Source organism: Endozoicomonas sp. NE40 (genome assembly GCF_040549045.1).
Lineage (GTDB): Bacteria > Pseudomonadota > Gammaproteobacteria > Pseudomonadales > Endozoicomonadaceae > Endozoicomonas_A > Endozoicomonas_A lisbonensis.
Genome location: NZ_JBEWTB010000002.1, coordinates 1,979,961 through 2,001,359, shown reverse-complemented (window position 1 = coordinate 2,001,359; position 21,399 = coordinate 1,979,961). Strand labels below are relative to the sequence as shown.

Annotated in this window: 35 protein-coding genes; 34 read left to right on the top strand and 1 reads right to left on the bottom strand. The window is 50.0% G+C overall.

Annotated features, from left to right (window positions below; all coding sequences use genetic code 11):
* Positions 1–2: 2 nt before the first annotated feature.
* The 30 genes from fusA (at position 3) to rplQ (ending at position 17,909) form a co-directional block, all read left to right on the top strand.
* Positions 3–2,105 carry an elongation factor G gene (gene fusA / locus V5J35_RS10020; RefSeq protein ID WP_354011092.1) on the top strand — a complete coding sequence of 701 codons (2,103 nt, stop codon included), beginning with the start codon at positions 3–5 and terminating at the stop codon, positions 2,103–2,105.
* Between the two features lie 89 nt (positions 2,106–2,194).
* Complete coding sequence (gene tuf, locus V5J35_RS10015) at positions 2,195–3,418, top strand: elongation factor Tu (RefSeq protein WP_354011091.1); 1,224 nt, start codon at positions 2,195–2,197, stop codon at positions 3,416–3,418.
* A 400-nt stretch (positions 3,419–3,818) separates the two neighbouring features.
* Positions 3,819–4,133 (top strand): 30S ribosomal protein S10, encoded by a 315-nt coding sequence (gene rpsJ / locus V5J35_RS10010; RefSeq protein ID WP_034841731.1) that lies wholly within the window; start codon positions 3,819–3,821, stop codon positions 4,131–4,133.
* 100 nt (positions 4,134–4,233) lie between these two features.
* On the top strand, positions 4,234–4,872 hold the full coding sequence (gene rplC / locus V5J35_RS10005; protein ID WP_354011090.1) for a 50S ribosomal protein L3: 639 nt from the start codon (positions 4,234–4,236) through the stop codon (positions 4,870–4,872).
* 12 nt (positions 4,873–4,884) lie between these two features.
* Positions 4,885–5,487: a 50S ribosomal protein L4 gene (gene rplD / locus V5J35_RS10000; protein ID WP_034877903.1), complete on the top strand. Its 603-nt coding sequence runs from the start codon at positions 4,885–4,887 to the stop codon at positions 5,485–5,487.
* Complete coding sequence (gene rplW, locus V5J35_RS09995; RefSeq protein WP_034877904.1) at positions 5,484–5,780, top strand: 50S ribosomal protein L23; 297 nt, start codon at positions 5,484–5,486, stop codon at positions 5,778–5,780. The genes rplD and rplW overlap by 4 nt, the downstream gene beginning before the upstream one ends.
* A gap of 11 nt (positions 5,781–5,791) precedes the next feature.
* Positions 5,792–6,619 carry a 50S ribosomal protein L2 gene (gene rplB / locus V5J35_RS09990; RefSeq protein WP_034877905.1) on the top strand — a complete coding sequence of 276 codons (828 nt, stop codon included), beginning with the start codon at positions 5,792–5,794 and terminating at the stop codon, positions 6,617–6,619.
* 21 nt (positions 6,620–6,640) lie between these two features.
* A complete protein-coding gene (gene rpsS, locus V5J35_RS09985) occupies positions 6,641–6,919 on the top strand; it encodes a 30S ribosomal protein S19 (protein ID WP_034877906.1) in 279 nt (92 codons plus the stop codon).
* Positions 6,920–6,929: 10 nt separating this feature from the next.
* Complete coding sequence (gene rplV / locus V5J35_RS09980) at positions 6,930–7,265, top strand: 50S ribosomal protein L22 (RefSeq protein ID WP_034877907.1); 336 nt, start codon at positions 6,930–6,932, stop codon at positions 7,263–7,265.
* Between the two features lie 11 nt (positions 7,266–7,276).
* On the top strand, positions 7,277–7,975 hold the full coding sequence (gene rpsC / locus V5J35_RS09975) for a 30S ribosomal protein S3 (protein WP_034877908.1): 699 nt from the start codon (positions 7,277–7,279) through the stop codon (positions 7,973–7,975).
* An 11-nt stretch (positions 7,976–7,986) separates the two neighbouring features.
* The gene (gene rplP / locus V5J35_RS09970) at positions 7,987–8,400 is read left to right on the top strand and encodes a 50S ribosomal protein L16 (RefSeq protein ID WP_034877909.1); all 414 of its coding nucleotides are present in this window, start codon (positions 7,987–7,989) and stop codon (positions 8,398–8,400) included.
* Complete coding sequence (gene rpmC, locus V5J35_RS09965) at positions 8,400–8,591, top strand: 50S ribosomal protein L29 (protein WP_034877910.1); 192 nt, start codon at positions 8,400–8,402, stop codon at positions 8,589–8,591. Before rplP ends, rpmC begins: the two co-directional genes overlap by 1 nt.
* Before the next feature lie 2 nt (positions 8,592–8,593).
* Entirely contained in the window at positions 8,594–8,857 is a 264-nt protein-coding gene (rpsQ, locus tag V5J35_RS09960; protein WP_034877911.1) for a 30S ribosomal protein S17, read from the top strand.
* Positions 8,858–9,015: 158 nt separating this feature from the next.
* Positions 9,016–9,384 (top strand): 50S ribosomal protein L14, encoded by a 369-nt coding sequence (rplN, locus tag V5J35_RS09955; RefSeq protein ID WP_034877912.1) that lies wholly within the window; start codon positions 9,016–9,018, stop codon positions 9,382–9,384.
* Between the two features lie 11 nt (positions 9,385–9,395).
* Positions 9,396–9,713: a 50S ribosomal protein L24 gene (rplX, locus tag V5J35_RS09950; protein ID WP_262565549.1), complete on the top strand. Its 318-nt coding sequence runs from the start codon at positions 9,396–9,398 to the stop codon at positions 9,711–9,713.
* Between the two features lie 11 nt (positions 9,714–9,724).
* Positions 9,725–10,264 (top strand): 50S ribosomal protein L5, encoded by a 540-nt coding sequence (gene rplE, locus V5J35_RS09945; protein ID WP_354011089.1) that lies wholly within the window; start codon positions 9,725–9,727, stop codon positions 10,262–10,264.
* A gap of 15 nt (positions 10,265–10,279) precedes the next feature.
* On the top strand, positions 10,280–10,585 hold the full coding sequence (gene rpsN / locus V5J35_RS09940) for a 30S ribosomal protein S14 (RefSeq protein WP_034877915.1): 306 nt from the start codon (positions 10,280–10,282) through the stop codon (positions 10,583–10,585).
* Positions 10,586–10,614: 29 nt separating this feature from the next.
* The gene (rpsH, locus tag V5J35_RS09935) at positions 10,615–11,007 is read left to right on the top strand and encodes a 30S ribosomal protein S8 (RefSeq protein WP_034877916.1); all 393 of its coding nucleotides are present in this window, start codon (positions 10,615–10,617) and stop codon (positions 11,005–11,007) included.
* A gap of 12 nt (positions 11,008–11,019) precedes the next feature.
* On the top strand, positions 11,020–11,553 hold the full coding sequence (rplF, locus tag V5J35_RS09930) for a 50S ribosomal protein L6 (protein WP_262565550.1): 534 nt from the start codon (positions 11,020–11,022) through the stop codon (positions 11,551–11,553).
* A 14-nt stretch (positions 11,554–11,567) separates the two neighbouring features.
* Positions 11,568–11,918, top strand: a complete 351-nt coding sequence (gene rplR, locus V5J35_RS09925; protein WP_262565551.1) for a 50S ribosomal protein L18 — start codon at positions 11,568–11,570, stop codon at positions 11,916–11,918.
* Positions 11,919–11,929: 11 nt separating this feature from the next.
* A complete protein-coding gene (rpsE, locus tag V5J35_RS09920; RefSeq protein ID WP_262565552.1) occupies positions 11,930–12,445 on the top strand; it encodes a 30S ribosomal protein S5 in 516 nt (171 codons plus the stop codon).
* A 3-nt stretch (positions 12,446–12,448) separates the two neighbouring features.
* The gene (rpmD, locus tag V5J35_RS09915; protein ID WP_034877920.1) at positions 12,449–12,634 is read left to right on the top strand and encodes a 50S ribosomal protein L30; all 186 of its coding nucleotides are present in this window, start codon (positions 12,449–12,451) and stop codon (positions 12,632–12,634) included.
* Between the two features lies 1 nt (position 12,635).
* Positions 12,636–13,070: a 50S ribosomal protein L15 gene (rplO, locus tag V5J35_RS09910; RefSeq protein WP_262565553.1), complete on the top strand. Its 435-nt coding sequence runs from the start codon at positions 12,636–12,638 to the stop codon at positions 13,068–13,070.
* Positions 13,071–14,396, top strand: a complete 1,326-nt coding sequence (gene secY, locus V5J35_RS09905; protein WP_262595316.1) for a preprotein translocase subunit SecY — start codon at positions 13,071–13,073, stop codon at positions 14,394–14,396.
* A gap of 47 nt (positions 14,397–14,443) precedes the next feature.
* Positions 14,444–14,557 carry a 50S ribosomal protein L36 gene (gene rpmJ, locus V5J35_RS09900; RefSeq protein WP_082212274.1) on the top strand — a complete coding sequence of 38 codons (114 nt, stop codon included), beginning with the start codon at positions 14,444–14,446 and terminating at the stop codon, positions 14,555–14,557.
* A 381-nt stretch (positions 14,558–14,938) separates the two neighbouring features.
* Complete coding sequence (rpsM, locus tag V5J35_RS09895) at positions 14,939–15,295, top strand: 30S ribosomal protein S13 (RefSeq protein ID WP_034877923.1); 357 nt, start codon at positions 14,939–14,941, stop codon at positions 15,293–15,295.
* Between the two features lie 52 nt (positions 15,296–15,347).
* Entirely contained in the window at positions 15,348–15,737 is a 390-nt protein-coding gene (gene rpsK / locus V5J35_RS09890) for a 30S ribosomal protein S11 (protein WP_034877924.1), read from the top strand.
* A 16-nt stretch (positions 15,738–15,753) separates the two neighbouring features.
* Complete coding sequence (rpsD, locus tag V5J35_RS09885; protein ID WP_354011088.1) at positions 15,754–16,374, top strand: 30S ribosomal protein S4; 621 nt, start codon at positions 15,754–15,756, stop codon at positions 16,372–16,374.
* Between the two features lie 31 nt (positions 16,375–16,405).
* Positions 16,406–17,407 carry a DNA-directed RNA polymerase subunit alpha gene (locus V5J35_RS09880; protein ID WP_354011087.1) on the top strand — a complete coding sequence of 334 codons (1,002 nt, stop codon included), beginning with the start codon at positions 16,406–16,408 and terminating at the stop codon, positions 17,405–17,407.
* Positions 17,408–17,519: 112 nt separating this feature from the next.
* The gene (rplQ, locus tag V5J35_RS09875) at positions 17,520–17,909 is read left to right on the top strand and encodes a 50S ribosomal protein L17 (RefSeq protein ID WP_262595320.1); all 390 of its coding nucleotides are present in this window, start codon (positions 17,520–17,522) and stop codon (positions 17,907–17,909) included.
* A 69-nt stretch (positions 17,910–17,978) separates the two neighbouring features.
* On the opposite strand, the gene V5J35_RS09870 is transcribed toward rplQ, so the two are convergent.
* The gene (locus tag V5J35_RS09870; RefSeq protein WP_354011086.1) at positions 17,979–18,158 is read right to left on the bottom strand and encodes a hypothetical protein; all 180 of its coding nucleotides are present in this window, start codon (positions 18,156–18,158) and stop codon (positions 17,979–17,981) included.
* Between the two features lie 251 nt (positions 18,159–18,409).
* Between V5J35_RS09870 and V5J35_RS09865 the strand changes: the two genes are divergently transcribed.
* From V5J35_RS09865 to V5J35_RS09850, 4 genes are all read left to right on the top strand, one after another.
* Entirely contained in the window at positions 18,410–18,598 is a 189-nt protein-coding gene (locus tag V5J35_RS09865) for a hypothetical protein (protein ID WP_354011085.1), read from the top strand.
* A gap of 229 nt (positions 18,599–18,827) precedes the next feature.
* Positions 18,828–19,385: a hypothetical protein gene (locus tag V5J35_RS09860; protein ID WP_354011084.1), complete on the top strand. Its 558-nt coding sequence runs from the start codon at positions 18,828–18,830 to the stop codon at positions 19,383–19,385.
* A 59-nt stretch (positions 19,386–19,444) separates the two neighbouring features.
* Positions 19,445–20,026 carry a hypothetical protein gene (locus V5J35_RS09855; protein ID WP_354011083.1) on the top strand — a complete coding sequence of 194 codons (582 nt, stop codon included), beginning with the start codon at positions 19,445–19,447 and terminating at the stop codon, positions 20,024–20,026.
* A gap of 132 nt (positions 20,027–20,158) precedes the next feature.
* Positions 20,159–21,265 (top strand): hypothetical protein, encoded by a 1,107-nt coding sequence (locus V5J35_RS09850; RefSeq protein WP_354011082.1) that lies wholly within the window; start codon positions 20,159–20,161, stop codon positions 21,263–21,265.
* The last annotated feature ends 134 nt before the right edge of the window (positions 21,266–21,399 follow it).

The following is a 21,399-nucleotide window of genomic DNA, read 5'->3' as shown; positions in this document are numbered from 1 at the left end:
TCGTGGCCCGTAAAACCCCGATCAACCGCTATCGCAACATTGGTATCTGTGCCCATGTTGACGCGGGTAAGACAACGACCACAGAACGCGTACTGTTCTACACTGGTCTGAGCCACAAAATTGGTGAAGTTCATGATGGTGCTGCCACCATGGACTGGATGGAGCAGGAGCAGGAGCGTGGTATTACCATTACTTCTGCGGCTACCACCTGTTTCTGGCGTGGTATGGATGCCCAGTTTGATGAGCACCGTATCAACATTATCGACACACCCGGACACGTTGACTTCACTATCGAAGTAGAGCGTTCCCTGCGTGTACTGGACGGCGCGGTTGTTGTACTGTGTGGTTCCTCCGGCGTACAGCCTCAGACTGAAACCGTATGGCGTCAGGCTGACAAGTACGAAGTACCTCGCATGGTATTCGTCAACAAGATGGACCGTACCGGTGCTGACTTCGGTATGGTTGTTGAGCAGCTGCGCGACCGCCTGGGCGCTGTCGCTGTGCCAATGCAGATGACCATCGGTGCTGAAGACGAGTTCAAGGGTGTTGTTGACCTGGTTAAGATGAAGTCCATTATCTGGAATGAATCTGATCAGGGTATGTCTTTCGAATATCAGGACATTCCTGCTGACCTTCAGGATACTTGCGAAGAAATGCGTGAGTACATGATGGAAGCGGCTGCAGAAGCAACTGAAGAGCTGATGGAAAAGTACCTGGAAGAAGGTACTTTGACTGAGGAAGAGATCAAGGCTGGTATCCGTGCGCGTACACTGGCTAACGAAATCATCCCTGTCTTCGGTGGTTCTGCGTTCAAGAACAAGGGTGTACAAGCTGTACTGGATGCCGTTATCGAGCTGATGCCTTCTCCAAAAGAAGTTAAAGCGATCGAAGGTATTCTGGACGACGGTAAAGATACCGTTGAGACCCGTGAAGCTGACGATAATGCGCCTTTTGCAGCGTTGGCCTTCAAAATTGCTACCGACCCATTCGTTGGTACTCTGACGTTCGTACGTAACTACTCCGGCACCCTGAGTTCCGGTGATACCGTATACAACCCTGTTAAGCACAAGCGTGAGCGTGTTGGTCGAATGGTGCAGATGCACGCCAATACCCGTGAAGAGCTGAAAGAGTGTGTTGCGGGTGATATCGTTGCGTTGATCGGTCTGAAAGACGTAACCACTGGTGATACTCTGTGTGCCATGGATAGTGTTATTACCCTGGAGCGCATGGAATTCCCTGATCCTGTAATCTCTGTTGCGGTTGAGCCTAAGTCCAAGGCTGACCAGGAGAAAATGGGTATTGCTCTGGGTAAACTGGCTCAGGAAGACCCTTCCTTCCAGGTTAAGACCGACGAAGAGACTGGTCAGACCATTATCTCCGGTATGGGTGAGCTGCACCTGGATATCCTCGTTGACCGTATGCGTCGCGAGTTCAAGGTGGAAGCTAACATTGGTAAGCCTCAGGTAGCTTACCGTGAAAAGATCAAGTCCTCCGTGGACGCGAACCACAAGTTTGCCAAGCAGTCTGGTGGTCGTGGTCAGTACGGTCACGTTGTTATTGAATTCTCTCCTGCCGAAGGTGGCGAAGAAGGTCTGGAATTCATTAACGAAATCGTGGGTGGTGCTATTCCTCGTGAATACATCCCGGCTGTACAGAAAGGTATCGAAGAACAGATGCAGAACGGCGTTATCGCCGGCTACCCGCTGCTGGGTCTGAAAGCGCGTCTGTACGACGGTTCTTTCCACGATGTTGACTCCAACGAAATGGCGTTTAAAATCGCTGCTTCACAAGCGCTGAAGAAGTACGCGCCACAGGCTCAGCCTGTGCTGATGGAACCTATGATGAAGGTTGAGGTGGTGACACCGGAAGACTACATGGGTGACGTTATGGGCGACTTGAACCGTCGTCGCGGTATCGTTCAGGGCATGGATGATACGCCGTCCGGCAAGACTATCAATGCTCAGGTGCCGCTGGGTGAAATGTTCGGCTACGCCACAGATCTGCGTTCAGCAACTCAGGGGCGTGCAACATACTCAATGGAATTCTCTGAGTATGCTGAGGCGCCAAACAGCATTGCTGAAGCGGTCATCAAGAACCAGGGTTGATTGGATTCCGCATTTTGACAGTCGTTATGATTTGTTAAGATGCGGGCTTTGATTGTTACCCCGAACCATTGAATCAAAGGTTAAGAGAAATGGCTAAGGAAAAATTTGAACGTACGAAGCCGCACGTAAACGTCGGCACCATCGGTCACGTTGACCACGGTAAAACTACCCTGACTGCTGCACTGACTCGCGTATGTGCTGAAGTTTTCGGTGGCGAAATGAAGGCGTTCGACCAGATCGATAACGCTCCTGAAGAGCGTGAGCGTGGTATCACCATCTCTACTGCTCACGTAGAGTACGATTCTAACGAACGTCACTACGCGCACGTAGACTGCCCGGGACACGCTGACTACGTTAAGAACATGATCACCGGTGCTGCTCAGATGGACGGCGCTATCCTGGTATGTGGTGCGACTGACGGCCCTATGCCTCAGACTCGTGAGCACATCCTGCTGTCCCGTCAGGTTGGTGTACCTAACATCGTTGTGTTCCTGAACAAAGCTGACCTGCTGGCTGAAGACTGTGGCGGCGTTGATTCTGAAGAATACGCTGAGATGCTGGAACTGGTTGAAATGGAAATCCGTGAGCTGCTGGACACTTACGAATTCCCGGGCGACGACACTCCAATCATCGCTGGTTCCGCTCTGATGGCCCTGAACGGCGAAGACGAAAACGAACTGGGTACTACCGCTGTTAAGAAGCTGGTTGAAACTCTGGATTCCTACATCCCAGAGCCAGAGCGTGCTATCGATCAGCCATTCCTGCTGCCAATCGAGGACGTATTCTCCATCGCTGGTCGTGGTACTGTAGTAACTGGCCGTGTTGAGCGTGGTATCATCACTGTTGGTGAAGAAGTAGAAGTTATCGGTATCAAGGAAACTTCCAAGACTACCGTAACTGGCGTTGAAATGTTCCGTAAGCTGCTGGACGAAGGTCGTGCAGGTGAGAACGTTGGCTGTCTGCTGCGTGGTACCAAGCGTGAAGAAATCGAACGTGGTCAGTGTCTGGTTAAGCCAGGTTCTGTAACTCCACACGCTAAGTTCGAAGCTGAAGTGTACATCCTGTCCAAAGATGAAGGTGGTCGTCACACTCCATTCTTCAAGGGCTACCGTCCACAGTTCTACTTCCGTACTACTGACGTGACCGGTAACATCGAACTGCCAGAAGGCGTTGAGATGGTAATGCCAGGCGACAACATCAACTTCATTGCTGAGCTGATCACTCCAGTTGCAATGGAAAACAACCTGCGTTTCGCTATCCGTGAAGGTGGCCGTACTGTAGGTGCTGGTGTTGTAGCTAAGATCCTGGACTAATTAGCAAACGCTAATAGTTCGTGATCTGAACTCACCCTATAAAAACCCCGGGCCTTGTTTTTGACAAAGCTCGGGGTTTTTTTATTTCAGGGTTCGATGGTTGTCAGTTTGTCTTTTTTGATGAAGGGGTGAGTTGGTTATTTACGTTCAGGCGTAAATAACAAAAAAAGAAGGAGGTAAAACTCCATCTAATTCAGGCACTTGTCCGTATCTTGTTTATTCTTTTCTGCCGTTATCATAATTCTGGAATTTGAATACGCAGATGATCAGGTCATTCTTCTAATGATGGGTTGGCCCTTGTGTTGACTCATAGTTATGTGCTTAGTACAATGCTGCGTCCTTTTTGTCCGGGCGACAATGATCGCCGGGCCTAGTTCTTTATTGATATGGTTAGAACAAGATGAGTCAAGCTCAGCAAATTCGCATTCGCCTGAAGGCTTTTGACCATCGTCTGATCGACCAGTCTACGCAGGAAATCGTTGATACTGCGAAGCGTACTGGTGCTCAGGTGCGTGGTCCAATTCCTCTGCCAACACGAAAAGAACGTTTTACCGTACTGATTTCTCCTCACGTAAACAAAGATGCGCGTGATCAATATGAAATCCGTACTCATAAGCGTCTTCTCGATATTATCGAGCCCACCGAAAAGACCGTTGACGCACTGATGAAGCTGGACCTTGCGGCCGGCGTTGAAGTGCAAATTAGTCTCGGTTAAATGCGGCTTAGGGCGCCATTCAGTGTGCACAAGCTTTTGTGTAACGCTCTGCAATGGGCGGCCATAGTGGGTGAAAGCCCCGTACACGAGAGAGGTTGAAATGACTATTGGATTAGTCGGCAAGAAGTGCGGCATGACCCGTATCTTCACAGAAGACGGTGCTTCAGTACCAGTCACTGTAGTTGAAGTTGATCCTAACCGTGTTACCCAGGTTAAAACTCTGGATGTAGACGGTTACAACGCAATTCAGGTGACAACCGGTGCTAAGAAAAGCAGCCGTATTATCAAGCCAGAAGCTGGTCACTTTGCCAAGGCAAAAGTTGAAGCTGGTCGTGGCTTGTGGGAATTTCGCACCGAAGAAGGCGCCAGCTTTGAGCTGGGTCAGCTGATCGGTGTAGACCTGTTTGAACAGGGTCAGAAAGTAGACGTTACTGGTCAGTCCAAAGGTAAGGGCTTCCAGGGCGGCGTTAAGCGTTGGAACTTCCACATGCAGGACGCTACTCACGGTAACTCTCTGTCTCACCGTGCTCCTGGTTCCATCGGTCAGTGTCAGACCCCTGGTCGCGTCTTCAAAGGTAAGAAGATGGCTGGTCACATGGGTGCTGAACAAGTGACTGTACAGTCTCTGGAAATCGTTCGTGTTGACGCTGAACGTAACCTGCTGCTCATTAAAGGTGCAGTTCCAGGTGCGACCGGCGCTGACGTTATCGTTAAGCCGGCTGTTAAAGCGAGCGCCTGAGAGGGATTGATGATGGAACTGAATGTAACAGGTGCTGGTACGGTAGAAGTATCTGACGTGACTTTCGGCACTGAATTCAACGAAGCTCTGGTTCACCAGGCGGTTGTTGCTTTCATGGCTGGCGCTCGTCAGGGTACCCGTGCTCAGAAAACCCGCAGCGAAGTAAGCGGCGGTGGGCGCAAGCCTTGGCGTCAAAAAGGTACTGGTCGTGCACGCGCCGGTACTATCCGTAGCCCAATCTGGCGCGGGGGCGGCAAGGCATTTGCTGCCAAACCACAGGATCACGCTCAAAAGCTGAACAAGAAAATGTACCGCGGTGCTCTGCGTGCAATCTTGTCTGAGCTGGTTCGTCAGGAGCGTCTGGTTGTTGTTGAATCCTTCAACGCCGAAACTCCTAAGACCAAACAGATGGTCGCAAAGCTGAAAGAACTCAATGTTGAAAAAGGTCTGATCGTTTCTGAAGAAATCGACCAGAACCTGTACCTGGCTACTCGCAACATCCCTCACGTGGATACCCGCGACGTGCAAGGCATTGATCCAGTAAGCCTGATTGCCCACGAAAAAGTTGTAATGACTGTGGCAGCCATCAAGAAGTTCGAGGAGATGCTGGGATGAACCAGGAACGTATCTACAAAGTTCTGCTTGGTCCGCACATTTCCGAGAAGGCGACCGTAGTTGCTGAAGAACACGGCCAGTACGTCTTCAAGGTAGCTAAGGACGCCACCAAGCTTGAAATCAAAAAAGCTGTTGAACAGCTGTTTGAAGTAAGCGTCAATTCTGTTCGCACTGCCGTTGTTAAAGGCAAAACTAAGCGTACACGTTTCGGTATGGGCCAGCGCTCAGACTGGAAAAAAGCTTACGTTAGCCTGGAGCAAGGTCAGGAAATCGACTTTGCGGACGCGGAATAAGGAGTTAAAGGATGGCCGTAGTTAAATGCAAGCCGACTTCTCCGGGTCGCCGCTTCGTCGTCAAGGTCGTAAACCCTGACCTGCACAAAGGTCGCCCACACGCGCCTTTGGTAGAGAAGAAGAGCAAGTCCGGTGGTCGTAACAATGCTGGTCGTATCACAACCCGTCATCGTGGTGGTGGTCACAAGCAGCATTACCGTATCGTAGACTTCAAGCGCAACAAGGACGGCATCCCAGCTGTTGTTGAGCGTCTGGAATACGATCCAAACCGTACCGCACACATCGCCCTGTTGAAATACATGGACGGTGAGCGTCGTTACGTGATCGCACCTAAGGGTGTGAAAGCTGGTGACGAGCTGTACTCCGGTGTAGATGCGCCTATTAAAGCGGGTAACACATTGCCACTGCGCAATATCCCTCAGGGTTCCATCGTACACTGTGTAGAGCTGAAGCCAGGTAAAGGCGCGCAGATGATTCGCAGTGCTGGTGCTTCTGCCCAGCTGGTAGCCCGTGATGGTGCCTACGTAACCCTGCGTCTGCGCTCCGGTGAAATGCGTAAAGTTCTGGCTGACTGTCGCGCCACTCTGGGCGAAGTCTCCAACAGTGAGCACAACCTGCGCTCTCTGGGTAAAGCTGGTGCCAAGCGCTGGCGCGGTGTTCGTCCGACCGTTCGTGGTGTTGCCATGAACCCGGTAGATCACCCGCATGGTGGTGGTGAAGGTCGTACTTCCGGTGGTCGTCACCCAGTGACTCCATGGGGTGTTCCGACCAAGGGTCGTAAGACTCGTTCCAACAAGCGTACGGACAAAATGATCGTACGTCGTCGCAGCGCTAAGTAAGCCTAGAGAGAGGATTCGACAGTGCCACGTTCATTGAAAAAAGGCCCATTTATCGACCTTCACCTGTTGAAGAAAGTCGAAGATGCGGCTGAAAGCGGCAACAAGCGTCCGATCAAGACCTGGTCTCGCCGCTCTATGATTATCCCTACTATGGTAGGTCTGACCATCGCTGTTCACAACGGTCGTCAGCACGTTCCAGTTTTCGTTACCGAAGACATGGTCGGCCATAAGCTGGGTGAGTTCTCTGCTACCCGCACCTATCGCGGTCACGCAGCGGACAAAAAAGCCAAGAAGCGCTAAGAGGTAAGAAATGAAAGAAGTAGCTGCTATCCATAAAGGCGCTCGCATTTCTGCCCAGAAAGCGCGTCTGGTTGCTGACCAGGTTCGCGGTAAAGCAGTAAGCGAAGCCCTGGACCTGCTGGCTTTCAGCCCGAAAAAGGCTGCTGAGCTGGTTAAGAAGGTTCTGGAGTCTGCTATTGCAAACGCCGAACACAACGAAGGCATGGACATTGATGAGCTGAAAGTCTCCACCATCTATGTAGATGAAGCGATGACTATGAAGCGTATTCGTCCGCGTGCCAAAGGCCGCGCTGATCGCATTCTCAAGCGGTCTTGCCATATCACGGTTAAGGTTGCAGAGGTCTAAGGAGCGATCAGATGGGTCAAAAAGTACATCCTAACGGGATTCGACTGGGCATCGTAAAGCCACACAGATCAGTGTGGTTTGCTGAAGGTCAAGAGTATGCTGACAAGCTGATCTCTGACCTGGAAGTTCGTGAATTCCTGCAGAAGAAGCTGAAGAACGCTTCCGTAAGCCGTATCGACATTCAGCGTCCAGCGCAGAGTGCTCGGGTTACCATTCACACTGCCCGTCCAGGCATCGTGATCGGTAAGAAAGGTGAAGATGTTGAGAAGCTGCGTCAGGCAGTGACTAAGATGATGGGCGTGCCTGTTCATATCAACATCGAAGAAGTTCGTAAGCCAGAACTCGATGCTATGCTGGTTGCTCAGTCTATCGCTGGTCAGCTGGAGCGTCGTGTAATGTTCCGTCGCGCTATGAAGCGCTCCGTTCAGAACGCTATGCGTCTGGGCGCGAAAGGTATCAAGGTTCAGATCGGTGGTCGTCTGGGCGGTGCAGAAATTGCCCGTTCCGAATGGTACCGTGAAGGTCGCGTACCTCTGCACACCCTGCGTGCAGACATCGACTACGCTACCTACGAAGCCAAGACTACCTACGGTATTCTGGGTGTTAAAGTTTGGATCTTCAAAGGCGAAGTGATTGGCGGAATGGCGGCTGTTGAACAGCAGGCTAAGGAGCCAGCGAAGCGTCCTAAGAAGAGACAACCTAAGAAGTAAGGAGCGCGGTAATGTTACAGCCAAAGCGTACGAAGTTTCGTAAGCAGCAAAAGGGGCGCAATCGCGGCCTGGCACACCGCGGCTCCAAAGTTAGCTTCGGTGAATACGCATTGAAGGCCACTGGTCGTGGACGTATAACTGCTCGCCAGATTGAAGCAGCTCGTCGTGCCATGACTCGTCACATCAAGCGTGGTGGTAAGATCTGGATTCGCGTCTTCCCTGACAAGCCTATCTCCAAGAAGCCTCTTGAGGTTCGTATGGGTAAAGGTAAGGGTAGTGTCGAGTACTGGGTAGCACAGATCCAGCCGGGTCGTGTCCTGTACGAGATGGAAGGTGTATCCGAAGAACTGGCTCGTGAGGCATTTGCTCTGGCTGCTGCCAAGCTGCCTGTTGAGACCACCTTCGTTAAGCGGAGCGTGATGTGATGAAAGCAGCTGAATTGCGTGAAAAATCTGTTGAGCAGCTCAACGAAGAGCTGATCAGCCTGCTGCGGGATCAATTTAACTTCCGCATGCAGAAAGCGACTGGCCAGCTGAATCAGACTCACCTGATGAAGCAAAACCAGCGCGCTATTGCCCGTATTAAGACGGTGCTGAATGAGAAGGCAGGTATCTAAAGATGGCTGAAGTCAAGAAAGTCCGTACTCTGACCGGCAAGGTTGTGAGCGACAAGATGGACAAGACCGTCACTGTCCTCATTGAACGCCGTGTTAAACATCCGCTGTACGGTAAAATCGTAAAGCGGTCCACCAAGTTGCACGCGCACGATGAAAACAACGAATGTCGTATGGGCGACATCGTGACCATCAAGGAAACACGTCCAATGTCTAAGTCCAAGACATTTGAACTCGTTTCCATTGATGAGCGTGCTACTCAAATATAAGGCCAGGGTTCTCAGACTCTGAGTAAAGTTAGCCTCTAGCTGTCACGCCAGATGGCTTCAGGATGGCCGGTTGCACTAACCAACCAGTGTTGTGTGGCCGGTCAGTCATTACGCAGATTAGCGAGTACCAGTCTGCAGTTTGGGCTTGGAGAATAAGCATGATCCAGACAGAATCTCAACTCGAAGTAGCCGATAACTCCGGCGCTCGTCGAGTACAGTGTATTAAGGTGTTGGGTGGTTCCCATCGCCGTTACGCCCACATTGGCGACATCATCAAAGTATCCGTTAAGGAAGCAATTCCTCGCGGTAAGGTCAAAAAAGGCCAGGTGATGAACGCTGTTGTGGTACGTACCAAAAAAGGTGTTCGTCGTCCAGACGGTTCCCTGATTCGCTTCGATGGCAACGCTGCCGTTCTGCTGAACGCAAGCAACCAGCCAATCGGTACCCGTATCTTTGGCCCGGTGACTCGTGAATTGCGCGGTGAGCAGTTCATGAAGATCATTTCTCTGGCGCCAGAAGTACTGTAAGGGAGCAGGAAATGAAAAAGATCCGTCGTGATGACGAAGTCATCGTAATCGCTGGCAAGGACAAAGGTAAGCGCGGTAAAGTGCTGACCGTTCGTGCTGACGGTAAACTGATTGTTTCTGGCATCAACATGATGAAGAAACATCAGAAGCCTAACCCAATGCTGGGTACCCCGGGTGGAATCGTAGAGAAGGAAGCTGCTATTCAGGCTTCTAACGTTGCGATCCTGAACACAGAAACCGACAAGGCTGATCGTGTTGGCTTCGCTATCTCTGAAGATGGCAAAAAGCAGCGCGTGTTCAAGTCCACTGGCAAGCCGGTTGACGCGTAAGGGGTGGTATAATGGCAAATTTTAAGACTCAGTACCGTGAAGAAATCCGCGCCAAGCTCAAAGAAGAGCTGGGCCTGGCCAACATTCACGAAGTACCACGCATCACCAAAATCACCCTGAACATGGGTGTTGGTGAAGCGATCGGTGACAAGAAAGTCATCGAGCACGCTGTTTCCGATATGGAAAAGATTGCTGGTCAAAAAGCAGTAGTAACCAAAGCTCGCAAATCTGTTGCTGGCTTCAAGGTTCGCGAAGGCTGGCCAATCGGTGTCAAAGTGACACTGCGTGACGAACGTATGTACGAATTCCTGGAACGTCTGGTAGACATCGCTCTGCCACGTGTTCGTGACTTCCGTGGTGTAAGCCCGAAGTCCTTTGACGGCCGCGGCAACTACAGCATGGGCGTTAAAGAACAGATCATCTTCCCGGAAGTTGACTACGATAAAATCGACACTCTGCGCGGTCTGGACATCACCATGACCACTACTGCCAAGAGTGATGACGAAGGCCGTGCTCTGCTGCGTGCTTTCAACTTCCCATTCCGTAACTGATACAGGTACGAGCTTATGGCTAAAGTATCCATGAAGCAGCGGGAGTTGAAGCGTCAGCGCACCGTTGCCAAGTATGCTGAGAAGCGCGCCGCTCTGAAGGCGATCATCAATCACCCAAACAGCTCTGACGACGAGCGTTGGGACGCACTGGTTGCAATGCAAAAGCAGCCACGTGACGCCAGCTCCTCCCGTCTGCGTAACCGTTGTCGTGTGACAGGTCGTCCACACGGCTACCTGCGCAAGTTCGGTCTGAGCCGCATCAAGCTGCGTGAAGCAGCGATGCGTGGTGATGTTCCAGGTCTGGTTAAGGCCAGCTGGTAAGCGCGTTTCATCTTCTGGAGAGATAGATAATGAGTATGCAGGACCCGTTAGCAGATATGCTAACTCGTATCCGTAATGCCCAGATGGCAGAACATGCTTCTGTTGAAATTCCTTCTTCCAAGGTTAAGGCTGCAGTAGCCAAAGTCTTGAAAGAGGAAGGCTACATTACTGACTTTCGTGTAGAAGGCGAGATCCAGAAATCTCTGGTTATCGACCTGAAATACTACGAAGGCAAGCCGGTTATCGAAAACCTGAAGCGCGTAAGTCGCCCGGGTCTGCGTTCCTACACCGGTAAAGAAGAACTGCCTAAGGTCAATGGCGGCCTGGGTATTGCCATCGTTTCTACCAACAAAGGTGTAATGACCGATCGCGCTGCCCGTGCAGCCGGTGTTGGTGGCGAAATCCTTTGCACCGTATTCTAAGGGAGGGTTGATATGTCTCGAGTAGCTAAAAGCCCAGTAGAAATCCCTGCCGGTGTTGAAGTTAAGCTGAATGGCCAGAACATCTCTATCAAGGGATCCAAAGGCCAGCTGGATCTGAACATCCACGCGAATGTTGTCGTAAGCCAGGAAGACAAAGTCCTGACTTTCGCTCCACGTGATGGTGCCAAGCACTCCCGTGCTCTGGCAGGTACCACTCGTGCGCTGGTTAACAACATGGTAACCGGCGTTACTGCTGGCTTCGAGAAGAAGCTGCAGCTGGTTGGTGTTGGTTACCGTGCACAGACTAAGGGTAAGACCCTGAACCTGTCTCTTGGTTTCTCTCACCCAGTGGACTACACCATGCCTGAGGGTGTGACTGCGGAAACTCCATCCCAGACTGAAGTCGTTATCAAAGGTATCGACAAGCAGCTGGTTGGACAGGTTGCAGCGGAAATCCGCGAATTCCGTCGTCCTGAGCCATACAAAGGCAAGGGTGTCCGCTACGCCGACGAACACGTTCGTCGTAAAGAAGCCAAGAAAAAGTAAGGTAGGGTGACATCATGATGGATAAGAACTCTGCTCGCCTGCGTCGTGCTCGTCGTGCTCGTATGAAAATGCGTGAACTGGGTGTTAACCGCCTGACCGTTCACCGTTCTTCTCAGCACATGTATGCACAGGTGATTGCCCCTGAGGGTGACAAAGTGTTGGCTGCGGCCTCCACTGTCGAGAAGGAGCTGCGTGCTGAAGCTACCAGCAATGTTGAAGCTGCTAAGAAAGTAGGCGCTCTGGTTGCAGAACGTGCTAAAGCTGCTGGCATTACCAAGGTTGCTTTTGACCGCTCCGGTTACAAATATCACGGTCGTGTGAAGGCGCTTGCTGACGCTGCCCGTGAAGCCGGTCTGGAATTCTGAGGGTAGGCATCATGGCAAAAGATGAGCGTAAACCGCAAAACAACGACGAAGGTCTGATTGAGAAGCTGGTACAGGTTAACCGAGTAGCCAAAGTGGTGAAAGGTGGTCGTATCTTCGGCTTCACAGCTCTGACCGTAGTAGGCGACGGTAAAGGTAAAGTAGGTTTTGGTCGTGGCAAGGCGCGTGAAGTGCCAGTAGCGATCCAGAAAGCTATGGAATCTGCTCGCCGCAACATGATTCAGGTTGACCTGAACGGTGACACTCTGCAGTACCCTGTGAAAGCCCGTCACGGTGCTTCCAAGGTTTACATGCAGCCTGCTTCCCAGGGTACTGGTGTAATTGCCGGTGGTGCTATGCGTGCCGTTCTGGAAGTAGCTGGTGTACACAACGTACTGGCTAAGTGCTACGGTTCCACCAACCCGGTTAACGTTGTATACGCGACCTTCAAAGGCCTGCGTGACATGCGTTCTCCTGAAGGTGTGGCAGCTAAGCGTGGCCTGTCCGTAGAAGAAATTCTGGGGAACTAAGTCATGGCTAAGAAGATGATCACTGTAAAGCTCGTTAAGAGCACCAACGGTCGCCTCGAAAGCCATAAGGCTTGCGTCCGTGGCCTGGGTCTGCGTCGCATCAACCACACAGTTGAAGTGGAAGACACTCCTTCCGTACGCGGCATGATCAACAAGGTATCTTACCTCGTTAAGGTCGAAGGAGAATAACATGCGTCTGAATACTCTGAGTCCAGCTGAAGGTTCTCGTAAAGAGCGCCAGCGCGTTGGTCGTGGTATCGGTTCCGGTCTGGGTAAGACCGGTGGCCGTGGTCACAAAGGTCAGAAGTCTCGCTCCGGCGGTTCTGTGAAGCCTGGTTTCGAAGGCGGTCAGCAGCCACTGCAGCGTCGTCTGCCTAAGTACGGCTTTACCTCTCGTACAGCTCGCTTCTCCGCAGAGATTCGTTTGCACGAACTGGCCAAGGTTGAATCCGAAGTGATCGACCTGGCTGCTCTGAAAGCTGCGAACCTGATCGGCGGTAGCATCCTGCGCGCTAAAGTGGTACTGTCCGGCGAACTGAATAAAGCCGTAACCCTGAAGGGGTTGGCAGCTACTAAAGGCGCTCGCGCCGCGATCGAAGCTGCTGGTGGTAAGATCGAGGACTAAATGGCTAAGACACTACCTGTTGGGAATCAGAGCGGGTTAAACGAGCTCTGGTCTCGTTTAAAGTTCGTATTTTTGGCGATCCTGGTTTATCGGATCGGTGCGCACATTCCAGTTCCGGGCATCAATCCAGATGCCCTGGCCAGAATGTTTCAGCAAAATGAAGGCACTATTTTAGGCCTGTTCAACATGTTCTCCGGCGGTGCGCTGGAACGCATGTCTGTACTGGCACTGGGTATCATGCCTTACATTTCGGCGTCCATCATCATTCAGTTGATGACTGTGGTCAGTCCGCAGCTCGAACAACTGAAAAAGGAAGGCGAAGCCGGACGACGCAAGATCAGCCAATATACACGCTACCTGACGGTGTGTCTGGCGTTCGTCCAGGGTATGGGTATGACCGTAGGTCTGGCCAACCAGGGCGTCGCCTTCAATCCCGATTTCGGTTTCTACCTGGTGGCTGTCGTCACCTTCGTAACCGGAGCCGTATTTATGATGTGGCTCGGTGAGCAGGTTACCGAAAGAGGGATTGGCAATGGCATATCGATACTGATTTTTGCTGGTATTGTCGCCGGTCTGCCGACTGCAATCGGGCGTTCCTTTGAGTCCGCCCGTCAGGGTGATATCAACATTCTGGCATTGCTCACAGTTGCGTTTCTTGCAATCGCAGTAATCGCCTTTGTCGTGTTCATGGAACGCGGTCAGCGCCGTATTACTGTCAATTACGCCAAGCGTCAGCAAGGTCGTAAAGTATTTGCAGCACAGAGCAGCCACTTGCCCCTGAAAGTGAATATGGCGGGTGTTATCCCGGCTATCTTCGCTTCCAGCCTGCTGCTGTTCCCTGCGTCAATCGCGCAGTGGTTCGGTCAGGGCGAAGGCATGGGCTGGCTTCAGGACATCGCTATGGCGTTGGGTCCGGGTCAGCCACTGAATATCATTCTGTTCTCGGCAGGCATTGTCTTCTTCTGCTTCTTCTATACTGCCCTGGTCTTCAATCCGAAGGACGTGGCAGACAACTTGAAGAAGTCTGGTGCATTCATTCCGGGCATCCGCCCGGGTGAGCAGTCTGCACGATATATTGATGGCGTTCTGACTCGTCTGACGATGTTCGGTGCCATCTACATGACAGCAGTGTGCCTGTTACCTCAGTTCCTGGTAGTTTGGGCTAACGTACCTTTCTATCTTGGTGGTACCAGCTTGCTGATCGTCGTTGTGGTTGTCATGGATACCATGGCTCAGGTGCAATCTCACCTGATGTCGCACCAGTACGAATCACTGCTGAAAAAATCCAATCTTAAGGGCTACGGTGGTGGTGGCCTGACCCGATAAGTCGGGTTTTGCAACGCCCCGGTTCTGCAACGATGGTGGAGTGAATAATGAAAGTACGTGCGTCGGTAAAGAAAATCTGCCGTAACTGCAAGATCATCAAGCGCAAAGGCGCTGTACGTGTGATCTGCGTTGAACCACGTCACAAGCAGCGTCAAGGTTAATTATCGTGCAAAGCTCTGCGGAGTTTTGCATAATAAGAAGTCTTTGCCCTCGCAGCTTGAAAGAGTGGCTCTGGAAATTGCAGTCAACAATGCGATTTCAGGCAAAACACAACCGCTCATGTTGGCATGAGCGGTTGTGTTTTATCGAAAGGAGGATTAGAATCTCCGCCTTTCGACCTGTCGGTCACCCTGTGACTGACTCATCAGTAAATTCAAACTCTGGATTTACTGAACCACGTTATCTGCCTTTGGATAGCGAGTAGATATTCGCACTGACTTTTGAGTCAGCTTATCTACAAGGCGAAAACAGCCGTGAACTCAAAAGATAGTTTGCAAATCGCAAACTATGCACTCACGGAAAAAACAAACGGAGACGATTGAATGGCCCGTATTGCTGGCGTCAACATCCCGGATAACAAACACGCTGTTATCTCGTTGACCTACATATTCGGCATTGGTAAGCCAACAGCTGCACAGCTGTGTGAAGCTACTGGCGTTAAGCCAGATGCCAAGATCGCTGACCTGAGCGAAGAGCAACTGGAAGCCCTGCGTGGTGAAGTTGCCAAGCTGGACACCGAAGGTGACCTGCGTCGCGAAATCAGCATGAACATTAAGCGCCTGATGGATCTGGGTTGCTACCGTGGTATCCGCCACCGTCGCAGTCTGCCAGTTCGTGGTCAGCGCTCCAAGACGAATGCTCGCACCCGTAAGGGCCCGCGCAAGCCAATTCGTAAGTAAGTATTTTTAGAACTGGTTAAGTCCGTTCTTATGACACAGGATTTATTCTGATATGGCAAAGCCAGGTACTCGCTCACGTAAAAAGGTTAAAAAGACGGTTGTAGATGGGATTGCCCATATTCACGCTTCTTTTAACAACACTATCGTGACAATTACCGACCGCCAGGGTAATGCGTTGGCATGGGCAACTTCCGGTGGCTCCGGCTTCCGTGGTTCCCGTAAGAGCACTCCGTTCGCTGCACAGGTTGCTGCTGAACGTGCTGGTCGCGCGGCCGCTGAATACGGTCTGAAGAATCTGGATGTATGCGTGAAAGGACCTGGTCCTGGCCGCGAATCCGCTGTACGCGCTCTGAACGCTTGTGGCTACAAGATCACTAACATCACCGATGTTACCCCGATCCCACATAACGGTTGCCGCCCGCCTAAGAAGCGTCGAGTATAAGCAGGAGACGATATAAATGGCTAGATATATTGGTCCAAAGTGCAAACTGTCTCGTCGTGAAGGCACCGATCTCTTTCTGAAGAGTGGTGTTCGCGCACTCGAGTCAAAGTGCAAAGCAGAAATTCCTCCTGGCCAGCATGGCCAGCGTCGTGGTCGTCTGTCTGACTACGGTGTACAGCTGCGTGAAAAGCAGAAAGTTCGTCGTATCTACGGTGTTCTGGAAAAGCAGTTCCGTAACTACTACAAAGATGCAGACCGTCTGAAGGGTGCTACCGGTTCAAACCTGTTGCAACTTCTTGAGTCTCGCCTTGATAATGTAGTATACCGCATGGGATTTGGTTCCACCCGTGCTGAAGCACGTCAGCTGGTAAGCCACAAGGCTATCCTGGTTAACGGTAAGACTGTGAACATTCCTTCCTACAAGGTTGTTCCGGGCGACGTTATCGCTATCCGTGAGAAGTCTCAAAACCAGCTGCGTATTAATGCAGCACTCGAATTGGCAGCTCAGCGCGGGTTCTCTACCTGGGTTGAAGTAGACGCCAAGAAGAAGGAAGGTACCTTCAAGGTGCTGCCCGAGCGGAGTGATCTTGCAGCAGACATCAACGAGAACTTGATCGTCGAGCTGTACTCCAAGTAAGGGATAGACAGTTAGGTGGGGTGTAACATCCATGCAGAATTCGGTTACTGAATTTCTAACTCCTCGACACATTGACGTTGAGGAAATCAGCCTGACACGCGCCAAGGTTACCCTTGAGCCGCTGGAGCGGGGCTTCGGTCATACTCTGGGTAACGCGCTGCGTCGCATTCTTCTCTCTTCCATGCCAGGCTGTGCCGTAACGGAAGTAGAGATCGACGGTGTTCAGCACGAATACAGCGCGATTGAAGGTGTGCAGGAGGACGTAATTGAAATCCTGCTAAACCTGAAAGGTCTGGCTATTCGTATGAATGGCCGTGATGAAGCAACTCTGACCCTGAACAAAAAGGGATCAGGTGTTGTGACCGCCGCCGATATTCAGCTGGATCACGATGTTGAAATCGTGAATCCTGATCACGTTATCGCTCATATGAACGATAAAGGTGACCTGAATATGAAACTGAAGGTAGCTCGTGGTCGTGGTTACGAGTCCGGCGAAAGCCGTCGTCACGACGAAGAAGAAACCCGTGCTATTGGCCGCCTTCAGCTGGATGCCACCTACAGCCCTGTATACCGCGTATCCTATGTCGTTGAAAGCGCCCGTGTAGAACAGCGTACTGACCTCGACAAGCTGGTGATCGACCTGGAAACAGACGGCACACTGGATCCGGATGAAGCGATTCGTCGCGCTGCTACTATCTTGCAGCAGCAGCTGGCGGTATTCGTAGACCTGGAAGGTGAAGCTGAGCCTGAGCCAGTGAAGGAAGAGGACGACGTTGATCCTATCCTGCTGCGCCCGGTTGATGATCTGGAACTGACTGTACGTAGTGCAAACTGCCTGAAAGCAGAAAACATCTACTACATTGGTGACCTGATCCAGCGTACTGAAGTCGAACTGCTGAAGACCCCGAACCTGGGTAAGAAGTCCCTGACTGAGATCAAGGACGTTCTGGCCTCCCGAGGTCTGAGCCTGGGTATGCGTCTGGATAACTGGCCACCTGCCAGTTTGAAGAACGACGACAAGATTTCTGCTTAAAACAGCCATGCAGTCCTGACGCCTTTATCCGCTGCAAACCGACACTTTATGTGAACGAGTGAGCGGTGAAAGATAAAGGCGGGGCTGATGGCAGAACGAGGAAGTTTGTGCCATGCGTCATCGTAAGAGTGGCCGCAAGCTCAACCGGAATAGCTCTCATCGTAAGGCTATGTTCCGTAACATGACCAGTTCCCTGGTTGAGCACGAAGTAATCAAGACAACACTGCCAAAAGCTAAAGAGCTGCGTCGTGTTGCTGAGCCCCTGATCACCCTGTCTAAAGAAGACAGCGTGGCTAACCGTCGCCTGGCGTTTGATCGTCTCCGCAATAAGGCAACTGTTGGCAAGCTGTTCTCTGATCTGGGTCCACGCTTCAAAGAGCGTCCAGGTGGTTACATCCGCATTCTGAAGTGCGGTTTCCGTAAGGGCGACAACGCTCCTATGGCTATCGTTGAGCTGCTGGATCGTCCAGTTGAAGCTGAAGCGGTAGAAGCTGAAGATTAATAATTAGTCTTTTGCATCAGTTAAGCCGGGTTATTGCCCGGCTTAATTGTATCTGGAGAAAATAATTGATTATTTTTTGTCACTCTGCTCGTGCTGATCGCTCATGTTGCATTTGACTGCCAGATAATCGGCTACTGCAAAACCTGAAATAAGGATAAGCGTTAAAGCAAGGGTGATAATGTTGCAGGAACGACCGATTCGGCACTGCTTTTCGTCGCTACGGCACTGGTCGTAAGGTGATAAGTCCATTTCTCTAAAGCCTCATAAAATCGTGTACTGGAGCTTTGGCTTCACAACTACATCAACTCTTTCATGAAGCTACATATCTAAGCGTAGATCAATAAAGAATCCGGCCATTAAAACGTTTGACCATGGAAATTCCTGAGAGTTCCTGTCCTGAAAATCTTTACAAAAGGGGGGAGAGGAAATGTCAGGCAGTACCACAGAATCATCGCTATCTGCTCGTTCCTTAATCAAAATCACTAATAAAAGAACAAGCTGTGTCGAAAGAAACCCGGTTTGTGGAAGCAAGGCTCGAACAGCACAAGGCGCAGCATACTGAAGTGCATAACCTGACGGAAGTGTATACAGACATCCAGAATATAACACTGACCAGTCAGCATGATGCGAGGATAAAGGTTGATACCGTCAGGGTGAAGTTTGATCAGCATGACCAACGCTTTGATTAACTTGAAATACAGATGCGGAAAAATTCTGAATGAAAAATAATACGACAAATATCAAGTACATAGTCAGTCTTGTCTGAGGCTTGGCAAGTGTGGTTTTTCTGGGACGTGGAAAAAAAATAAAAATAGAAGGTATTTAGTAGATTTAGATCAAAGAAAGCTGCACAATGAACCGTAAGAAGGAAATGACGTTAGTCGTATAACAATAAAAGCAACCTGATGGTCAACGGATATGATTTACAGGTATCTGGTATTCATCATATTTGCATTGCAGTCGGCTTATTCGGCGGCTGTATGCATACCCAATGGCGGTGACGGTGTTCTTGCAGCTGAATCCTGTGCAGAAGCCGACATCACGCTCTCTGTCCCTGCGCTTGCAAGAGTCAATCAGCTTCAGGAATTTTCCCTGGGTGAGTTTGACTATGTCACAGTACCTCAGTCTCTGAATAACTTTTGCATCTGGTACAACACCGAAGAATTCGCTTTAACGATTAACAGTGCCAACAGCATAGGCGACAGTTCATTTGCTTTGCTGGGAACCAGTTCGGCCGCCAGAATTCCTTACGAAGTTGTCTGGTACGACCAGACTGGCGGCTCCGGTACCGAGTTGAACCTGACTTCTCTGGAAGACGTACCACAGCAGCAGTTAAGGCTGCCGACCCAGCCGGTGAACTCGGACTGTGAAGATAATAATACTTCGATAAACGTCAGGGTTCCGTTACAAAATCTTGAGAATCAACCGGAAGACAGTTATTCGGATACGTTGACGGTGACGGTTTCTGTGCAGTGAGTGGGCATTGCTGGATACCAAGATAGTGAGAAATAGTGGATCAAAAAGGAGAACAAATTATGATCGCTAGAAAAACAGCAGTAGCAGTACTTATCGCTGGAGCTACAATTTCAGGAGGCTTATATGCTACGGATGTTCCTCCAGTCAGAGATTCAACAAGGATCGAACTAGCTGTTAAAGATGGTAGTGATTTAGGCGGTGGAGGGGGCTTTTTAATGCTTCGTCAATTAGAAGAATTAATTGACCTTCAAACCTTTACTAATGAAAATGCAACCCCGAGAGAAGGAGCGAATTTCTGTATTTATGCTTCAGGGGTCGGAACAAATAAATTTTCAGTAGATCTAGCTGTAAGCGGTGGTGATGAAGGCTTTCTTTTGAAAGATGGTAATAACTCTATTCCTTATTCAGTTGACCTGTTTAATGATGTAAATGAAGGTGGACAAAAACAAGGTGATACTCTAACTGCCAATGGAACTCAAACAATTTCTGGACTAAGTAATGCAACTATAAATGATAGTTTTGAATGTGATCTAGGTACACTTAATGCTTCTGTTTATGTATTTGTTGATCCATCTGACCTTTCATCTGCACCTGCTGGAGATTACACAGGAAACCTTACGTTGACTGTTTCTGCAAATTGAAGCAAGTAGGTTGGGACGAGCAAAGCGATTCCCAACAAGGTGAACAACGCCGAGTACCCATGTTGGGAATCGCTTTGCTCGTCCCAACCTACAACATAAAAACAAGCATCTAAGCCACTCCAGGTTTCTGGCATGAAGTTAAACAACCAGTGCAATAAAACCCAAAACACTCTCAAGCGAGTGACCATCTTTGCATGGTTCTATAATTTGAGGTTTTGTTATTTTATTCTGTTGCTGCTTCCTTCTTTGTCATTTTCAGGAGGCGGAGAGCCGGGTTTTTGTTGGGCTGTGGCTGGTGAAAATACTTGTAATTTTCCTAACAAAGATCTTGATCGTTATGATGACAGTGTCGAGGCAGATGTTTCTTATCCTATAAATGGTGATCAGTCTTTTCGGTCATCTCCACGATTTCAGTTTCGTTCTGGCTGCCATAGCAATAGCAATAACAATTGCGATGTAGGTTGGAAGCTTGACTTCGTCGAGTTTCAAAAAGATGGTATCCCTGTAGAAAAAGGCGACTTTAATGATGGTAACCATTATGTTCTCAATACTGAGTTCAGCATTCCAGAATTTGGTCATGATAATAATAACTTTCAATGGCCCATTGATAATGAAATAAATGGTGATGCTGAAGATTTAAACCCAAATGGTATGTCAGGTGATATGTTTCTTAATTTGACTATTAAGGAAAGGGTTCTGAAGAGTCTTTCGGCAGGAGAACATGTCTTTACTGTTGTGCTTAAGGGTTACGACTCTGACGAGAAGTCCGTAAAGTATTTGTATTACAACTTTAATATTACTGCCTCTGGTAATAAGCAAGTTCGTATATCTGGCTTAGATGATTATTCACTTGGTTTGTTTCCGGGTCATTTGCCTTATGACTCAAAGAACTTTTGTATCCATGCCTCTGGGGATGGTCTGTTTACGATTCGAGCAGAAGGTGGTGATAAGCGTACTAGTAATTTTGAATTGAGCAGCACTGCAAATAATCAAAAAAGCACTATTCCGTACCTTCCCATGTTTGGTGTAGGTAATGATGTTCCAGAACGCTCCCTATTGGAAATGAACAGCCAAACGGAAGATGAAACCTTTGTCGGTCATGAGGAGGATTATTGTGGCGGTCTTGGTAACACCAATATGACACTGGCGATAAGACTGAATGCTACTTTTCAGCAGTTGAGTCAGAAACCGGCAGGTAATTACACCGACACTCTGACATTGGTTGTCGAAGCCAAATAAGAGAAAAAATCACATCCTGCAGAATGGATAGACAGTAAAGCAGGCGAAAATGATAAAAAAAACAGTAAAAATAGCATGCCTGACGTTTGCACCCATTTTCGCAAGTTTTGTGTATGCTCAAAAACCTCTGATTA

Excerpts from the sequence above, each read along its gene's own strand:
- V5J35_RS09855 (WP_354011083.1), top strand. The coding sequence starts at position 19,445 with ATGATCGCTAGAAAAACAGCAGTAGCAGTACTTATCGCTGGAGCTACA.
- rplF (WP_262565550.1), top strand. The coding sequence starts at position 11,020 with ATGTCTCGAGTAGCTAAAAGCCCAGTAGAAATCCCTGCCGGTGTTGAA.
- rpsE (WP_262565552.1), top strand. The coding sequence starts at position 11,930 with ATGGCAAAAGATGAGCGTAAACCGCAAAACAACGACGAAGGTCTGATT.
- rplW (WP_034877904.1), top strand. The coding sequence starts at position 5,484 with ATGAACCAGGAACGTATCTACAAAGTTCTGCTTGGTCCGCACATTTCC.
- secY (WP_262595316.1), top strand. The coding sequence starts at position 13,071 with ATGGCTAAGACACTACCTGTTGGGAATCAGAGCGGGTTAAACGAGCTC.
- rplR (WP_262565551.1), top strand. The coding sequence starts at position 11,568 with ATGATGGATAAGAACTCTGCTCGCCTGCGTCGTGCTCGTCGTGCTCGT.
- rpsQ (WP_034877911.1), top strand. The coding sequence starts at position 8,594 with ATGGCTGAAGTCAAGAAAGTCCGTACTCTGACCGGCAAGGTTGTGAGC.
- V5J35_RS09850 (WP_354011082.1), top strand. The coding sequence starts at position 20,159 with ATGAAGTTAAACAACCAGTGCAATAAAACCCAAAACACTCTCAAGCGA.
- rpmD (WP_034877920.1), top strand. The coding sequence starts at position 12,449 with ATGGCTAAGAAGATGATCACTGTAAAGCTCGTTAAGAGCACCAACGGT.
- rplC (WP_354011090.1), top strand. The coding sequence starts at position 4,234 with ATGACTATTGGATTAGTCGGCAAGAAGTGCGGCATGACCCGTATCTTC.
- rplB (WP_034877905.1), top strand. The coding sequence starts at position 5,792 with ATGGCCGTAGTTAAATGCAAGCCGACTTCTCCGGGTCGCCGCTTCGTC.
- rplD (WP_034877903.1), top strand. The coding sequence starts at position 4,885 with ATGGAACTGAATGTAACAGGTGCTGGTACGGTAGAAGTATCTGACGTG.
- V5J35_RS09860 (WP_354011084.1), top strand. The coding sequence starts at position 18,828 with ATGATTTACAGGTATCTGGTATTCATCATATTTGCATTGCAGTCGGCT.
- rplX (WP_262565549.1), top strand. The coding sequence starts at position 9,396 with ATGAAAAAGATCCGTCGTGATGACGAAGTCATCGTAATCGCTGGCAAG.
- rplQ (WP_262595320.1), top strand. The coding sequence starts at position 17,520 with ATGCGTCATCGTAAGAGTGGCCGCAAGCTCAACCGGAATAGCTCTCAT.
- tuf (WP_354011091.1), top strand. The coding sequence starts at position 2,195 with ATGGCTAAGGAAAAATTTGAACGTACGAAGCCGCACGTAAACGTCGGC.
- rpsD (WP_354011088.1), top strand. The coding sequence starts at position 15,754 with ATGGCTAGATATATTGGTCCAAAGTGCAAACTGTCTCGTCGTGAAGGC.
- rpsN (WP_034877915.1), top strand. The coding sequence starts at position 10,280 with ATGGCTAAAGTATCCATGAAGCAGCGGGAGTTGAAGCGTCAGCGCACC.
- rplV (WP_034877907.1), top strand. The coding sequence starts at position 6,930 with ATGAAAGAAGTAGCTGCTATCCATAAAGGCGCTCGCATTTCTGCCCAG.
- rplE (WP_354011089.1), top strand. The coding sequence starts at position 9,725 with ATGGCAAATTTTAAGACTCAGTACCGTGAAGAAATCCGCGCCAAGCTC.
- rpmJ (WP_082212274.1), top strand. The coding sequence starts at position 14,444 with ATGAAAGTACGTGCGTCGGTAAAGAAAATCTGCCGTAACTGCAAGATC.
- rpsK (WP_034877924.1), top strand. The coding sequence starts at position 15,348 with ATGGCAAAGCCAGGTACTCGCTCACGTAAAAAGGTTAAAAAGACGGTT.
- rpsM (WP_034877923.1), top strand. The coding sequence starts at position 14,939 with ATGGCCCGTATTGCTGGCGTCAACATCCCGGATAACAAACACGCTGTT.
- V5J35_RS09880 (WP_354011087.1), top strand. The coding sequence starts at position 16,406 with ATGCAGAATTCGGTTACTGAATTTCTAACTCCTCGACACATTGACGTT.
- V5J35_RS09870 (WP_354011086.1), bottom strand. The coding sequence starts at position 18,158 with ATGGACTTATCACCTTACGACCAGTGCCGTAGCGACGAAAAGCAGTGC.
- rplP (WP_034877909.1), top strand. The coding sequence starts at position 7,987 with ATGTTACAGCCAAAGCGTACGAAGTTTCGTAAGCAGCAAAAGGGGCGC.
- rpsH (WP_034877916.1), top strand. The coding sequence starts at position 10,615 with ATGAGTATGCAGGACCCGTTAGCAGATATGCTAACTCGTATCCGTAAT.
- rplN (WP_034877912.1), top strand. The coding sequence starts at position 9,016 with ATGATCCAGACAGAATCTCAACTCGAAGTAGCCGATAACTCCGGCGCT.
- rpsJ (WP_034841731.1), top strand. The coding sequence starts at position 3,819 with ATGAGTCAAGCTCAGCAAATTCGCATTCGCCTGAAGGCTTTTGACCAT.
- rplO (WP_262565553.1), top strand. The coding sequence starts at position 12,636 with ATGCGTCTGAATACTCTGAGTCCAGCTGAAGGTTCTCGTAAAGAGCGC.
- rpsC (WP_034877908.1), top strand. The coding sequence starts at position 7,277 with ATGGGTCAAAAAGTACATCCTAACGGGATTCGACTGGGCATCGTAAAG.
- rpmC (WP_034877910.1), top strand. The coding sequence starts at position 8,400 with ATGAAAGCAGCTGAATTGCGTGAAAAATCTGTTGAGCAGCTCAACGAA.